Annotated in this window: 18 protein-coding genes; 13 read left to right on the top strand and 5 right to left on the bottom strand. The window is 63.9% G+C overall.

What is annotated here, in order from left to right:
* Window positions 1–4 precede the first annotated feature (4 nt).
* Genes FE782_RS23835 through FE782_RS23825 form a run of 3 tightly spaced genes read left to right on the top strand, consistent with a single transcriptional unit; the run spans window position 5 to window position 2,613 of the window.
* Window positions 5–1,006, top strand: a complete 1,002-nt coding sequence (locus FE782_RS23835; protein ID WP_138196856.1) for an RDD family protein — start codon at window positions 5–7, stop codon at window positions 1,004–1,006.
* A complete protein-coding gene (locus FE782_RS23830) occupies window positions 1,007–1,669 on the top strand; it encodes a serine/threonine-protein kinase (protein ID WP_138196855.1) in 663 nt (220 codons plus the stop codon).
* The gene (locus FE782_RS23825) at window positions 1,666–2,613 is read left to right on the top strand and encodes a DUF72 domain-containing protein (RefSeq protein WP_238392640.1); all 948 of its coding nucleotides are present in this window, start codon (window positions 1,666–1,668) and stop codon (window positions 2,611–2,613) included. The genes FE782_RS23830 and FE782_RS23825 overlap by 4 nt, the downstream gene beginning before the upstream one ends.
* 1 nt (window position 2,614) lies before the next feature.
* On the opposite strand, the gene FE782_RS23820 is transcribed toward FE782_RS23825, so the two are convergent.
* Window positions 2,615–2,935, bottom strand: a complete 321-nt coding sequence (locus FE782_RS23820) for a hypothetical protein (RefSeq protein WP_138196854.1) — start codon at window positions 2,933–2,935, stop codon at window positions 2,615–2,617.
* A gap of 146 nt (window positions 2,936–3,081) precedes the next feature.
* Here FE782_RS23820 and FE782_RS23815 point away from each other — a divergent pair, with 146 nt between their 5' ends.
* The 6 genes from FE782_RS23815 (at window position 3,082) to FE782_RS23790 (ending at window position 8,589) form a co-directional block, all read left to right on the top strand.
* Window positions 3,082–4,035: a carbohydrate ABC transporter permease gene (locus FE782_RS23815; RefSeq protein ID WP_238392639.1), complete on the top strand. Its 954-nt coding sequence runs from the start codon at window positions 3,082–3,084 to the stop codon at window positions 4,033–4,035.
* Window positions 4,036–4,148: 113 nt separating this feature from the next.
* A complete protein-coding gene (locus FE782_RS23810; protein ID WP_238392645.1) occupies window positions 4,149–4,907 on the top strand; it encodes a carbohydrate ABC transporter permease in 759 nt (252 codons plus the stop codon).
* 77 nt (window positions 4,908–4,984) lie between these two features.
* Window positions 4,985–6,397, top strand: coding sequence for an ABC transporter substrate-binding protein (locus FE782_RS23805; protein WP_138196852.1), 1,413 nt, complete (start codon window positions 4,985–4,987; stop codon window positions 6,395–6,397).
* Between the two features lie 106 nt (window positions 6,398–6,503).
* Entirely contained in the window at window positions 6,504–7,487 is a 984-nt protein-coding gene (locus FE782_RS23800; RefSeq protein WP_238392638.1) for a zinc-binding dehydrogenase, read from the top strand.
* A gap of 25 nt (window positions 7,488–7,512) precedes the next feature.
* On the top strand, window positions 7,513–8,238 hold the full coding sequence (locus FE782_RS23795; RefSeq protein WP_138196851.1) for a pirin family protein: 726 nt from the start codon (window positions 7,513–7,515) through the stop codon (window positions 8,236–8,238).
* A 21-nt stretch (window positions 8,239–8,259) separates the two neighbouring features.
* Complete coding sequence (locus FE782_RS23790) at window positions 8,260–8,589, top strand: hypothetical protein (protein ID WP_138196850.1); 330 nt, start codon at window positions 8,260–8,262, stop codon at window positions 8,587–8,589.
* Between the two features lie 298 nt (window positions 8,590–8,887).
* Here the strand turns inward: FE782_RS23790 and FE782_RS23785 are convergent, their stop codons facing one another.
* Together FE782_RS23785 and FE782_RS23780 are read right to left on the bottom strand one after the other, a co-directional pair.
* Window positions 8,888–9,652, bottom strand: coding sequence for an arylamine N-acetyltransferase family protein (locus FE782_RS23785; protein WP_138196849.1), 765 nt, complete (start codon window positions 9,650–9,652; stop codon window positions 8,888–8,890).
* Window positions 9,649–10,107: a DinB family protein gene (locus FE782_RS23780; protein WP_138196848.1), complete on the bottom strand. Its 459-nt coding sequence runs from the start codon at window positions 10,105–10,107 to the stop codon at window positions 9,649–9,651. The genes FE782_RS23785 and FE782_RS23780 overlap by 4 nt, the downstream gene beginning before the upstream one ends.
* A 288-nt stretch (window positions 10,108–10,395) precedes the next feature.
* Here FE782_RS23780 and FE782_RS23775 point away from each other — a divergent pair, with 288 nt between their 5' ends.
* The 3 genes from FE782_RS23775 (at window position 10,396) to FE782_RS23765 (ending at window position 11,858) form a co-directional block, all read left to right on the top strand.
* A complete protein-coding gene (locus FE782_RS23775) occupies window positions 10,396–10,599 on the top strand; it encodes a cold-shock protein (protein WP_138196847.1) in 204 nt (67 codons plus the stop codon).
* 76 nt (window positions 10,600–10,675) lie between these two features.
* A complete protein-coding gene (locus FE782_RS23770; RefSeq protein WP_138196846.1) occupies window positions 10,676–10,909 on the top strand; it encodes a cold-shock protein in 234 nt (77 codons plus the stop codon).
* A gap of 109 nt (window positions 10,910–11,018) precedes the next feature.
* The gene (locus FE782_RS23765) at window positions 11,019–11,858 is read left to right on the top strand and encodes an aldo/keto reductase (RefSeq protein WP_138196845.1); all 840 of its coding nucleotides are present in this window, start codon (window positions 11,019–11,021) and stop codon (window positions 11,856–11,858) included.
* Window positions 11,859–11,866: 8 nt separating this feature from the next.
* Here the strand turns inward: FE782_RS23765 and FE782_RS23760 are convergent, their stop codons facing one another.
* Entirely contained in the window at window positions 11,867–12,703 is an 837-nt protein-coding gene (locus FE782_RS23760) for a radical SAM protein (protein WP_138196844.1), read from the bottom strand.
* Window positions 12,704–13,579 (bottom strand): AraC family transcriptional regulator, encoded by an 876-nt coding sequence (locus FE782_RS23755; protein WP_138196843.1) that lies wholly within the window; start codon window positions 13,577–13,579, stop codon window positions 12,704–12,706. It lies immediately after the preceding gene.
* A gap of 152 nt (window positions 13,580–13,731) precedes the next feature.
* Between FE782_RS23755 and FE782_RS23750 the strand changes: the two genes are divergently transcribed.
* Complete coding sequence (locus FE782_RS23750) at window positions 13,732–14,577, top strand: phytanoyl-CoA dioxygenase family protein (RefSeq protein WP_138196842.1); 846 nt, start codon at window positions 13,732–13,734, stop codon at window positions 14,575–14,577.
* Window positions 14,578–14,619: the final 42 nt, after the last annotated feature.

Genomic DNA, 14,619 nt, shown 5'->3' with positions numbered 1-14,619 from the left:
GCGGATGAATGAGTTTCATGAGGCGGCGCCGCCTCGGCGGATCGTCGTTACGACGCCCGAGCACGTCGAGCTGCGCTTCGAGACGGCGGGCATCGGCAGCCGGGTCGGCGCGCAGCTGATCGACACGCTCATTTTGTTGCTTGTGAACGTCGCGCTCGTATTGGCGTGGATGCTGGTCGCCGAGGCGGTTCCCGTCGAGGCGGCCGCATGGCTGGACGAATACGCCGCCGCGATCGCGATCGTCGTCCTCGCCGCTTTGAACGGCGGCTACTTCCTCATCGGCGAGTACGCGACGGGCGGCCGGACGATCGGAAAGCGCGCGATGGGCCTTCGGGTCATGCAGGACAACGGCCGGCCGCTTAGCTTCGTTGCTTCGGTCATCCGAAACCTGCTGCGGGTGATCGACACGCTGCCGATGCTCTACGTCGTCGGGGCGCTGTGCAGCTTCTTTCATCCGCACGACAAGCGGCTCGGCGACTTGGCCGCCGGCACCGTCGTCGTCTACGACGTCGGAGGCGCCAAGAAGCGGACGAAACGGATGGAGAAGCAGCTTCGCGCTTGGGGACCGTTCCTGCCGGAGCTGACGCTCGAGCCATGGACGCGCGAACGGGTGAACGAGGAGGAATGGGAGCTGTTGTCCGCCTTCGCGGAGCGACTGCCGTATTTGGCGCCGCGGCGCGCGGAGGAGCTCGCGAAGGGCGTCGTCTCGCTGATCGCCCCGAAGCTCGGGCTCGGCGAACGGTGGGCGGAGGCGCTGGAGGCCGCGTCGACGCCTTGGAGCCCCGCCCGATCGCCCGCACCCGCGCCGGCGCCGGGGACGGGGCCGCTCGAGGCGGCCTCGCAAGCTTCGGAGGAACCGTCCCGACCGCAGACGGCGCAACAACATTCGCAACCGCCGCCCCGCCCGGCGCCGTCCGGCCGCCCGGCCGCCGTCGCTTGGGCGCTTGCGCTGTATATGGCGCTGCGGCAGGATTGGGAGCTTCTCCAAGACGGAGGTGGCGCGTAGGTGGAACGTTTCGTCGAATTGATCTACGAGGAGCTGCTGCCGGACATCGAGGTGCGCAGCCTCGACCCGCACGATCCCGTCGTCGTCTCCGAGCTGCCGAAGCCGTGGAAGACGATCGGCCGCGGAAACTACGCCGCCGTCGTCGTACACCCGGATTACCCGGACCGCGTCGTGAAGCTGTACGCGCCGGGCCGGGACGGGTGGGAGGAAGAGGTCGAGGTGTACCGACGGCTCGGACGGCACGAGGCGTACTCGGAATGCCTGCATTCCGATAAGGATCGGGAGTTCCTCGTCCTCAAGCGACTGTACGGCAAGACGCTGTACGAATGCGTGCTGCAGGGCGTCCGCATCCCGAAGCGCGTCATCGAGGACATCGACGAGGCGCTCGACTATGCGCGGGAGCGGGGCCTGAACCCGCACGACGTCCATGGGAAGAACGTCATGATGACGAGCGACGGGCACGGCGTCGTCGTGGACGTGTCGGACTTCCTCAAGCCGGAGCCTTGCAACATGTGGCGGGATATGAAAAGGGCGTACCATCGCATCTATGTCCCCTTCCTGCACGACCGCCCCGTAGCGATTCCAAGTTCCCTCATGAACGGGGTCCGCAAGGGGTACCGCTTCTTCCGCAAGAGCCGCCGGCTCTGGGGGAGCGACTCGTGAAGGCGGCGAATCCGAAGCGTGGCGGCTTTGAACAAGTGTTCGTCGGGCTCGCCGGCTGGGGCGGACACGATACGGTGTACCCGGCGGCGACGCCCGCCTCGCGAAAGCTGGCGATGTACGCCCGGCAATTCGCGCTCGTCGAGGTGGATAACTCGTTCTACGCGATCCCGACGCCGGAGTCGGTGCAACGCTGGGTCGACGACACGCCGGACGATTTCGGCTTCGTCGTGAAGGCGTTCCAGGGCATGACCGGGCACGATCGGGACGCCGGACGCCGCGCGATCGGCAAGCTGCTGACGGGGGAGGCGGTGCCGTCCGGAGACGCGCTCGGGGAGCTGACCGAGGAGCAGGAAGCGACGATGTTCGCCGCGTTCCGGTCCGCGTTCGAGCCGATGGAGCGCGCCGGGAAGCTGCGGGCGTTCCTGTTCCAATACCCGCCTTGGTTCGACTGCACGCGCGACAACGTCGCGACGCTGCGTCGGGCGAAGGCGCTCATGGGGGACGCGCCGGTCGCGCTCGAATTCCGGCATCAGAGCTGGTTCGCGCCGGAATACCGCGCGAAAACCCTCGCGTTCATGGAGCGCGAGGGTTGGATGCACAGCGTCTGCGACGAACCGCAGGCCGGACTCGGCTCGGTTCCGACCGTGCCGGAGCCGACGCATCCGGATCGGACGATCGTAAGATTCCACGGGCGCAACATAGGCGGCTGGCATTCGAGCGGCAGTCCCGACTGGCGGGCGGTGCGGTACTTGTACGATTACAACGACGAAGAGCTGCGCGAATGGGTCGGCCTCTTGGAGGCGATGCTGAAGCGGACGTCGGCGATCGACGTCGTCTTCAACAACAACTCGGGCGGCCACGGCGCCGGCAACGCGAAGCGGCTCATGGCGATGCTCGGGCAATCGCGCGGCGAGCCGCCGCCGGAGCAAATTTCGTTGTTCTGACTTATACGACGTCGGCGCGGTCGATGCTGCGCAGCGTCAACGTCGTGAGCAGGAAGCCGAAGGCCGCGATCGCGAGCGGAGTTTGCGCGATGCCGACCGCGGCGACGGCGTTCGTAACCATGCGTATCGAATGCTCGAGGATGAGCCCGCCGTCTAACGCGCCGTCGATGATTCGGAACTTCAGATCGATCAGCAGCATAAGGGACGTTACGGCGACGTTCGCGGCGAGGATCGCGTAGACCAGGAACGTCGTGCGCACAAGGGTGTCTATGGAGGCGAACAATTCCGCATAATCGACGGGCGGAATATCCGTCGCGATCATGCCGATCTGAAGCATCCCCTTCCGGGCGAGTCCGGAGGGGGATGTTTTATTATTTTACAAATTCTTCATCCCGCTCTGACACGGGGTTAACATACGTCCCCTATGCTGAGGAAGCATTCCATTCGGACGAGGAGCGTGAATGATCCGTGGAGACGAGTCAGAGCGCATGGGGCGCGAAGGCGAGACCGCAGACGGCCGCGGGCGCGGCGCGAAGCGGGGGAAGGGCGGTTCGCTGGAAAGAAGAGCTGGCCGCGTACGCCTTCTTAGCGCCGTCGGCGCTGTTGTTTGCCGCGTTCGTCTTTTACCCTATGGCGCAATCGATGTATCTGAGCTTGCATGTAACCGATCCGCAGGGGCGCATCGCGCAATTCGTCGGTTTGGACAATTTCGCGTCGTTGTTCGCGTCCCCGCTGTTCTACAGCGGACTGCGCGTCACGGGGCAATTCATTCTTTATACGGTGCCGACGACGATCTTGATCGGCTTAATGCTGGCGATGCTGACGCATCGCGCGCTGCCCGGCATGCGGTGGTTCCGGTTCGTCTTCTCGCTGCCGGTCGCGATATCGGTCGGCACGGCCGCCGTCATCTGGCTGCTCCTGTTCCATCCGAGCGTCGGCATGCTGAATTACTTCCTCGGCGAGCTCGGCGTCGCGCCGATCTTCTGGCTGTCCGATCCGAAGTGGGCGATGATCTCGGTGTCGATCTTGACCGTCTGGATGAATCTCGGCTTCGTCTACATTGTGCTGCTGGGCGGACTGAACGGCATCGCGGACGACATCTTCGACAGCTTGAGCGTCGACGGAGCTGGACCGCTGCGCAAGTACGGGCAAGTCGTGCTGCCGCTGCTGTCGCCGTCGTTGTTTTTCATTACGATCGTATCGGTCATCGGGTCGTTCCAGGCGTTCGGGCAGTTCCACATCTTGACCAAGGGCGGTCCGATGAACCAGACGAACGTGATCGTCTATCAAATTTATCAAGACGCCTTCGTCAACTTCCGCTTCGGCACGGGCAGCGCGCAAGCGCTCGTCTTGTTCGCGATTCTGCTTGTCTTGACCATCGTACAATTCGTATTCGTGGAAAAGAAGGTGCATTACCAATGACGCTGACGTCCACCGGTCTTCGGCCGGTTCCCTCGGCGCGTCCCCGGCGCTTCCGCGCGAGGCCGTCGCTTTGGCTGCGGTACGCGCTCCTTGGCGTCGCGGCGATCGTCGCGATGTATCCGCTGTTGTTTACGTTCCTGGCCAGCTTCATGACCGCGGAGGAAGCGGGGCGGTATCCGCCGCCGTTGTTCCCGGAGGGGTTGTACCTGGGCAACTTCAGGACCGCGCTCGAGCTGGCGCCGATCCCGCGCTTCCTCTGGAACAGCTTCGTCATGGCCGGCGCGGTCACGCTCGGACAGCTCGTCACTTGCAGCATGGCGGCGTATGCGTTCGCGTTCGTCCGGTTCCGCGGCAAGGCGGCGCTGTTCGCGGCGTTCCTCTCCACGATGATGATTCCGTGGGAGGTGACGATCATCCCGAACTACCTGACGATCAAGACGCTCGGCTGGATGGACTCGTACCCGGGGCTCATCGTGCCGTTCCTCGCTTCGGCGTTCGGCGTCTTCCTGCTGCGGCAATTTTTCCTCCAGCTTCCGAAGGAGCTGTTCGAAGCGGCGCGCATCGACGGCTGCGGGCATGCGCGCGCGTTCTTCCGACTCGTGCTGCCGCTCGGCCGCCCCGCGCTCGCCACGCTGGCCGTCTACACGTTCCTGAATCAATGGAACAGCTATTTATGGCCGCTGCTCGTCACGAACCGCGAGGAGATGCGCACGGTGCAGATCGGCGTCACGATGCTGCAGTGGGAAGAGATGATGTCTTGGAATTTGGTGCTCGCCGGCGTGTCCATGGTGCTGCTGCCGTCGCTGCTGCTGCTCGCGTTCGGGCTGAAGCAGCTGGTGAGAGGCATTACGGCGGGCGCGGTGAAGGGCTGAGTCCCGGTGGCAGCGCCGCGGCGGATGGCTGCGGCTCCACATATACATTTTCGGAAAAGAGAGAGGGAGAGAATTTCATGAAGGCAGGCAAATCGATAGGCGCGCTTCTGACGGCGACGGCGATGCTGACGCTCGCGGCATGCGGAGGCGGCAACGCGGAGCAAGCGTCCACGACCGACAACCAGGCGGCGGCTCCGGCCGAACCGGCCGCAAGCGCCCCCGCGGCGACGGAAGCCGCGCCGGCCCCGGCGAAGGAACCGACGAAGGTCGTCTTCTGGCACGCGATGGGCGGCGAGCTCGGGAAAGCGGTAGACAAGCTCGTGGCGGATTTCAACGCGCAGAGCGACACGGTCGAAGTCGAAGCGGTGTTCCAAGGCTCGTACGACGAGGCGTTGAACAAGCTGAAGACGACGCTCGGCACGAACGAAGGCCCGACGATGATGCAGGTGTACGAAATCGGCAGCCGCTTCATGATCGATACGGGCGCGATTCAGCCGATCCAGAAGTTCGTGGACGCGGAAGGCTACGATTTGTCGCAGCTCGAAGAAAACATCCTCGGCTATTACACGTTCGACGGGCAGCTAAACTCGATGCCGTTCAACACGTCGAACCCGATTCTTTACTACAACAAGGATATGTTCGCCGCGGCGGGTCTCGATCCGGAGAAGCCGCCGAAGACGTACGAGGAAGTGGCGGAGTACGCGAAGAAGCTGACGAAGGACGGCAAATACGGCGCGTCGTTCGCGCTGTACGGCTGGTTCATGGAGCAGTTCCACGCGAACGCGGGCGTCGACTACGTCGACAACGGCAACGGCCGGAACGCGATGGCGACGGCGTCGCTCGTGAACGGCGACCTGGCCGTCCGGACGATGGAATGGTGGACGGGCATGGTGAAGGACGGCACGGCGCTTAACCTCGGCCGCAAGACGTCCGACACGAAGGCGGCGTTCGCGGCGGGCCAAGTGGCGATGACGCTCGACTCTACGGCAGGCCTGCGCGGCTACGTCGACGCGGTCGGCGGCAAGTTCGAAGTAGGCACGGGCTTCCTTCCGAAGCCGGCCGACGCGGCCGAGGGCGGCGTCATCGTCGGCGGCGCGAGCCTCTGGATGCTGAACAACCGTCCGGAAGCGGAGCAGCTGGCGGCTTGGGAATTCATGAAGTTCCTCGTCTCCCCGGAGCAGCAAGCTTGGTGGCACGTGAACACGGGCTACTTCCCGATCACGAAGGCGGCGTACGATCAAGCGATCGTCAAGGAGAACGCGGAGAAGTTCCCGCAATTCCAGACGGCGGTAGACCAGCTGCACGGCACGAAGCTGAGCACGGCGACGCAAGGCGCGGTCATGGGCGTGTTCCCGGAAGCGCGGCAATTGGTCGAGACGGCGATGGAGGAAGCGGTCAACGGCGCCAAGCCGGCGAAGGAAGCGCTGGATGCGGCCGCGGCGGAAATTACGAAGAAGATCGGCGAGTACAACGCAACGGTGAAGAAATAACGGATTCGAGCCGGCGCCTTACGGGGCGTCGGCTTTCTTTTGCCCGTCCGCCGCGGCGTGGTATCATGGATGGAACGAAACGTACTTGAGAAGGGGGCTGCCGCTCATGACGATGAAGGCGGTATTATTGGATCGTCCGGGGACCCCGGACACGCTGCGAATCGGGAACATCGACCTCCCCGAGCCGGGTCCCGGCGAAATTCGGGTCCGGGTGCATGCGGCTTCGCTCAATCCGGCCGATTATAAAATTATGGGCGGCGGCTTGCCGTCCTGGACGTATCCGCATATTCCCGGGCTCGACGGCGCGGGCGTCGTCGACGCGGTCGGTCCGGGCGCGGCGCCGTGGAAGATCGGCGATCGCGTGTATTACCACGGCGATATGGCGAAGCGGGGGGCGCTCGCGGAATACGCCGTAGCGTCCGCGGCCGCCGCGGCGCGCATCCCGGACACGGTGTCGTTCGCGGACGCGGCGTCGATCCCGACCGCCGGCTTGACCGCGTATCAGGCGCTGAACCGGAAGATGCGTCTTCGCGAAGGGCAGACGCTGCTCGTGCATGCCGGTGCCGGCGGCGTCGGCGGGTTCGCGGTGCAATACGCCGCGTCGGTCGGGGCGAGGGTGCTCGCGACGGCGTCGGCGGCGAACCACGACTACGTGCGAAGCCTCGGCGCCGAAGCCGTCGTCGATTATACGACGGAGTCGCTGCGCGAACGCGTGATGGAATGGACGAACGGGGAAGGCGTCGACGCCGCGCTGAACACGGTGAACCGGGCGACGGCGCAGGCGGATCTCGAGCTGCTCGCGTTCGGCGGCCAGCTCGCCTGCATCGCGGGGGCGCCGGAGAACGTCGCGGATTTCAAGCCGTCGTCGAAGACGTTCACCGTGCACAAGCTTATGTTAGGCGGCGCGTTCGGACATCCGAAAGCGGAGGCGGAGCTGGGCGCGCTGGCGGAGGAATTCATCGCGCTGTACGTCGAAGGCGGCTTCCGGTCGATCGTCGCCGAGACGATCCCGCTCGAAGACGTGCCGGCCGCCATGGTCCGGTTGTCGGGGCGGCATGTGCGGGGCAAGATCGTCGCATTGCTAGGATAATGGAAGCAGGGGAGGGGTTCGCCGGATGATCCGCGTATATCCGAAGCATACGAGAATCAGCCACGATCACGGGTGGCTGCAGTCGAACTTCAGCTTCTCCTTCGGAGAGGATTTCGACGAGAACAATTCCAAATTCGGTCCGATGCGCGTGTGCAACGACGATGTCATCGCGCCGCGCCGCGGGTTCGGCGCCCATCCGCACGCGGACATGGAGATCGTGTCCATCGTGCTGAGCGGCAAGCTGCGCCACGAAGACAGCATGGGCAACGTCGCCGTAACGGGCTTCGGCGAGGTGCAGCGCATGTCGGCGGGGACCGGCGTCGTGCACACGGAGGCGAATCCGTCCGACGACGAGCCGGTGAACCTGCTGCAGCTATGGTTCGAGCCGGAGGAGACGGGGCTGACGCCTTCGTACGAGACGTCTTCTTTCGATCCCGAAGCGTTGATCGGCGACCTCGTGCCGATCGTGACGCCGGACGGCGGCCCGAATGCGGCGAAGATTCATCAGCACATGGCGATCTTCCTGTCCCGGCTGCCGGCGGGGGAGACGGTCGAGTTTCTGCAAGGCATGGACCGGCGCGTCTTTCTGTTCGTCATCGAAGGCTCGCTGTACGTCTCGAACGCGGGCGATCCGACGGAGACGGCGACGCTGCGGGCGCGGGATACGGCTCGCATTACGGAAACCCCGGATTTGAAGTTTACGGCGGCGGGCGGGGAAGAAGCGTTCTTCCTGCTCATCGACCTGCCGTAAGCGTCGGAAGGAGCGACGGAGATGCAGGGAAGATTGCTGATCAAGCACGCGGTCGGCGGGCGGACGTTCGTGGACACGGCGAAGACGCCGGCGGCGTTCGCGGTGAACGAGCTGCCGGGCGGAGCGGGCTGGACGTTCGAGGCGAAGCTCGAGGACGGTCCAGCCGTCCGGAACGTGTTGTCGTGGCGCCGGGAGCTCAACGTCTTCGTCTTCGAGGAGGACCGTCAGCCGGTCGTGAAGCATTGGTATTACGTCGATCCCGAGAGCGTGTCGTACGACGAAGCTTCGTCGACGCTGCGCCTGCGGGCGGTCTCGAAGCTGGCGTACGTGCCGGACGAGTACACGTGGTAAGGTCAGAACGGCACCGAAGGGCCTGACGTGGCCGAATAGTCGGAGAAACTCCGACTAAACGCGTTTTCGGGACTCGATGCGCCTGTTTAATCGGAGTTTCTCCGACTAATTACAACGGAAGAGCCCGCCGTGGCCGAGTAATCGGAGTTTCTCCGACTACTTGCGTTTTCGGGACTCGATGCGCCTGTTTAATCGGAGTTTCTCCGACTAATTACAACGGAAGGGCCCGCCGTGGCCGAGTAATCGGAGTTTCTCCGACTACTCGCGCCTGGGAGGCCCTTTAGTGCGAATGAACGTCCTACTCGATGACGATGCCGAAATAAGCGCGAAGCGCCTCTTTATATTGTTCCTCCGATTGCGGAGTGAATGCATTGACGCCTTCCGGGGTGAAGAGCCGGAATTCCTTCCCCGCGACGGAGTTGCGGCCGTTGCGGGTGCGAATCGCGATCATCGCGCCCTGGCGGAAGATCGACTCCGGCGCATGCTCGCACCAGAAGCTCGCCATCGTATAATCCTTCGGCAGCTGCGGCTCCTCGGTGAACGAATACAGCTTGCTCCATTCCCCGCGCTTCCATTCGCAAAGCATCCATCCGAAGGAAGGATCCTTCTCCATGCGATATCGTTCATCGCCTTGGGCCTGCTCCAAGCCTTCAACCAAAACGATCGGACGGCGAGGCACGATGCCGCCGACGCCGACGTCGCACAAATAGGAGGCGCCCTCGGCTTCGACCTTCAGCACTTGATGGCGGCGCTTGGGCGGCGGGGACGGCTCGTCTCGCCAGAAGCGGGCGAACAAATCCGTCGTCGGGTAGCCGAGCTCGCGCAGCAGCCAGCCGAACAAGGCGTTCAGCTCGAAGCAATAGCCGCCGCGGCGGCGCACGACGATCTTGTCGAACAGATCGTCGACGGCGAGCGACAGCGGCACGCCGCGCAGAATGTCCAAGTTTTCGTACGGCACGGCATGAAGGTGGCGGTCCTGCAAGCCGGCCAACGCTTCGGCGCTGCCGTCCAAGGGGCCGTCGTACCCGATCCGGTCTAAATAGAGACGTACGCGCTCGTTCATATGCGGTTCTCCCTCGCGTACAAGATGTAATCGACCGGCATCGGCTCGAGCCCCGCGCCGCGCAGCTTCGCATTGATTTGGCCGCGGTGATAGCTGCCGTGCAGGAAGACGTGCGTCAGGATGTCCGAGACGGACGTTCGGGCTTCGGCTCCGGTGCTGAGGCGGTAGACGGCGATCCGCTCGAAGTCGTCGCAAGTCTCGATGAAGCGCGAGTAGTTCGTCAGCGTCTCCTCGGACGCTTCGCGGCTCGCCGCGACGTCCCATGCGGGGAACACCGGGACGGGGTAGCTGTCGCCGCCTTCGATGCGTGACAGCCAGATCGTCTCCGCCCCGACGATATGGGCGTACCACTTCACGGCATCCGCCGGAGCGTCCGGAGCCGCCGCGAGCGCCGCGCCGATGCGGCGGTCCGCCCAAGCCATGTGGCGGAGCATGTTTGCGAACATGTCTTTCATGGGTTCGTTTCGCCTCCTCTTTTTCTAAACAGTACCATGGGTTCGGCGCTTCGTGTGAAAAACATTTGTTTGCACCGCGCCAAGAAAAGGCAATTCCGGACAACGGACAAGCACCCAGAAAAAGGTATTCTGAAAATTTGACTTTCTCCGTCGGATGTGTCATAGTAAGACTATCGTATATGAGACTTTTTTGAGTCACCTATTGGAAAGGGTTGCGATGCCGCACCTTTTTGATGGTGGCTTTTTTTATAGTCCATGTAACAATAAACATTTTGGAGGCTACACACAATGCAAACAGGTACAGTGAAATGGTTCAACGCGGAAAAGGGTTTCGGTTTCATCGAGGTTGAAGGCGGCGAAGACGTATTCGTACACTTCAGCGCGATTACGGGCGAAGGCTTCAAGTCGCTTGACGAAGGCCAACGCGTAGAATTCAACGTCGTTCAAGGCCAACGCGGCAAGCAAGCCGAGAACGTCGTAAAAGTATACTAAGATGAAGAAAACGGCTGCCCTGCTTTCCGAGTAGGGCAGCCTTTTTTCTAGGAAGACCAAGAAGGGTGGGGCTGACATGTTTTACTCTCGGAAGCGATCGTTCGACGATTTCCCCAGCGAAATGACGTCCATCTGGTCCTGTACGAAAGAAAGCTGCAACGGATGGATGCGAGCGGATTATTCGTTCGCGGACGTCCCGACCTGCCCGCAGTGCCGTTCGGTGATGGTCGGCGGCACGAAGAGCCTGCCGATTCTCGTCGATTCGGGCTACGATTTGAAGAAGGCGATCAAGAAATTGGGCGCCGAATAACGAACGGTTTCGAAGAGAGCTCCCGCGAGGGGGCTTTTTTGTTTTTCCCGACGCTTTTGGTATAGTCGAAGGGGAGCATGTTCGTTAGAAACGAAAGGAGCGGATCGAAATGACGGTAACGGCGAGAGGGCTCGCGGATACGACGACCCTGAACAACGGCGTGAAGATGCCTTGGCTCGGCCTCGGCGTATGGCGGGTGGAGGAAGGCTCGCAGGTGGAGCAATCGGTCGCGGCGGCGATCGCGAACGGATATCGGAGCATCGATACGGCGGCGGTGTACGGCAACGAAGCCGGCGTCGGCAAGGCGGTGCGGGAGAGCGGCGTGAAGCGGGAGGAGCTCTTCATCACGACGAAGGTGTGGAACGCGGATCAAGGCTTCGACAGCACGCTGCGCGCGCACGAAGCGAGCCTCGAGAAGCTCGGGCTCGACTACGTCGATCTGTATCTGGTGCATTGGCCGGTGAAGGGCAAGTATCGCGAGACGTGGAAGGCGCTCGTGAAGCTGTACGAGGAGAAGCGGGTGCGCGCGATCGGCGTCAGCAACCACCATATCCATCACCTCGACGACATTATTAACGACACGGGCGTCGTGCCGGCGGTCAATCAGGTGGAGTATCATCCGCTGCTGTCGCAGGTGGAGCTGCTTTCCTATTGCAAGTCGAAAGGCATCCAGATGGAGGCGTGGAGCCCGCTCATGCAGGGCAATAACCTCGACCATCCGACGCTGAAGGAGCTCGCGACGAAGCACGGCAAGTCGACGGCGCAGATCGTGCTGCGTTGGGACCTCCAGCACGGCGTCGTGACGATTCCGAAATCGACGAAGGAAGCGCGCATTAAGGAAAACGCGGACGTGTTCGACTTCGAGCTGAGCGCGGAGGACATGGGCAAGATCGACGCCATGAACGAAAATCGCCGCTTCGGCGCCGATCCGGACAACTTCAATTTTTAGGAAAAGGGTTAGTGCGGGGCGAAGCCGTCCTGCGACACGAATATGCGGTCCGACGGGAAGTGCGCGGCGAATAGGCCGCGCACTTCTTCCAGTTTCTCGGGCGCGTACCATTCCGCGAGCCCAAGCGCTTCGAGGCGGCTTCGCATGCCGAGCGCCTCGGAGCGCCGTCCGCTCGCGCCGTCGCCGAGCGCGAACGTGTCGAGGGTGACGCGTTCCGTCACCCCGGCCAGCGCGGCGGCGAAGCCCGCCGTGCAAGGGAGCAGCGGCGCGACCGCCGCTTGGGTGGCAATGCCGGCGTCCCGCAGCCGGCGCAGCGCTCGGAGCCGCCCGGCGATCGGCGGCGAATATGGGGCGAACGCGCGGCGCATATCGTCGCGGTCGGTCTCGACCGTGACGCTCACGCGGAGCCGGTCGGCCGGGAAGCGCGCGAACAGGTCGATGTCGCGCGTCGCGAGCGGGCTGCGCGTCTGCACGAACAGGAACGCGGGCGGGTCGTTCGCGAGCAGCTCCAACAGCTCGCGCGTCAGCCGTTGCCCGTGCTCCGCGGGCTGATACGGGTCGGTGGCCGACGAGAGGAAGATCGACGTCGGCCCCTTCTTGTACGCGCGCGCGAGTTCGCGGCGGAACGCGTTCGGGTCGAACCGCTTCGCGGCGACCCAGGAGCCCCACGGCTCGCCCCGGAACAGGGCGACGGGCATCCGGCGCACGTAGCAGTAGGCGCATGCGAACGAGCAGCCGCTGTACGGATTCAGCGTATGGGTATAGCCGGCGAGGAAGCCGCCGGTCGGCGTCAGCATCGTCTTCGGCGTCGTCTCGCTCAGCTTCGGGTTCGTCTTCTCGGCCATCTACGATCGGGCTCCTTCCTCGCGCCAAGCGCCGGGGGTGACGCCCGTCCGCCGCTTGAACGCCTTCGAAAAATGGTGAATGTCCGCGAAGCCGCAATACGCCGCGACGGCCTCCTGCGACAGCGCCGTCGTGCGCAGCAGCTCCCGCGCGTGGGACAGCCGCATCTCGAGCAAATACCGATGCGGCGGCAAGCCGTACGTCGCCTTGAACTTGGCGGCGAAGCGGGACGGCGACAAGCCGGCGCGGGCGGCCATCGTATCGACGGTCAGCGGCTCGTGCAGATGAAGCGACAAATACGACGGAATCCAGCGGAGCGCGTCGGGCGGCTCGCCCTTCGGCGTCCCGCCCTGACCCGGCGGCGCATGATCCTCCGCGATCATCGCGACGAGCTCCGTCGCCGGCGCTTGCGCGCGCAGCGACGCGAACGGCCCGCCCTCCAGCCACGCGTCGACGAGCCGCAGCAGGGCGTCCCGCATCCGCTTCGGGTCCCGCGGGCGGAGCCGGACGGGGACGGGGTAGCCCAAGACGTCGTCCAGCCGGGGCTGCAGCAGATCGGCATACGCGGACAAATCCGTCTGTCCCGGCCGCGTCGGGAAGCTGCGCTCCCGATCGGGGGTATAGAAAATATCGAAATGCGCGAACGGCGTCTCCGTCTCCGTCAGTCCCTCCAGCTCGCAGAGGGAGCCGGGCTGGATCAGGACGAAGTCGCCGTCCCGGAACGCATGGCGCCGCCCGTCGATCGTAAAGACGCAGCTCCCGCGCCGGACGAACACGAGCAAATAATCGAGCAGCCGCCGCTCGGGCACGCGCCAGGGCCGGCGCGACGCATGGTCGCTCTCCCGGACGTATGGGGCGATCGGTCCCGCCGTCGACATCGCCTTCCTCCCCCTTTCCCGCATCGGATGACATTAGTCGGTTTTGACAAGCGAAGGAGAAGATTTAGACAATGCCTCGCCCGTCCGTTATGCATTACTATGAATGTACCATAACGGATCAGGATCGTTAAAGACAAGGGGAGGAACGAGGGATGGAAGAAGTCGAACGGGAACTGCCGCCGGGGTTGTCGGAGGACTATCCGCTCGCCGCGTCGCAGATCGAAGCGTATGCGCGGGACGGCCACATCTTGCTGCGCGGCGTCGCGAGCGAGGAGGAGGTCGCCGCGTACGAGCCGCTGCTGTCGGAGCTGGTGCGGCGCGGCAACCGCCACGACAAGCCGGTCGAGCAGCGGGACACGTACGGGAAGGCGTTCATTCAGGTGGGCAACCTGTGGGAGAAGAGCGCGGCCGCGGCGCGGTTCACGCTGGCTCGCCGGTTCGCGAAGATCGCCGCGGAGCTGATGGGGGTCGACGGCGTGCGGCTGTACCACGATCAGGCGCTGTACAAGGAGCCGGGCGGCGGCCATACGCCGTGGCATCAAGACCAGATTTACTGGCCGCTGGACACCGACAAGACGATCACGCTGTGGATGCCGCTCGTCCCGATTCCCGAGACGGTCGGCTCCATGACGTTCGCGTCCGGCTCGCATCGCAACGGGTTGATCGACAAGACCGTCATCTCCGACGAATCGCATCGGACTCTGGCGCAGTATATCGAAGGGAAAGGCTTCCCTCAGAAAACGTACGGCGCGATGCGCCCCGGCGACGCGACGTTCCACGCGGGCTGGACCGTGCACAGCGCCCCGGGCAACCCGACGGACTTAATGCGCAAGGTGATGACGATCATCTACGCGGCGGACGGCGTCCGCATCGCGGAGCCGGACAGCAACGCCCGCCGGGCGGACTTGGCGACGTGGCTGCCCGGCTTAGCCCCGGGAGACGTCGCCGCGTCCCGCTTAAACCCGCTGCTCTACTCTCGCAAGTCCGAAGCGCCGTAACGACGCGAAGTAAAAAAGAAGGCTGCGACCGGATCCGAAACT

Source organism: Paenibacillus antri, assembly GCF_005765165.1.
GTDB classification, from domain to species: domain Bacteria; phylum Bacillota; class Bacilli; order Paenibacillales; family YIM-B00363; genus Paenibacillus_AE; species Paenibacillus_AE antri.
Note: the sequence above shows the minus strand (reverse complement) of the source record. Positions and strands in the feature narration are given on the sequence as shown.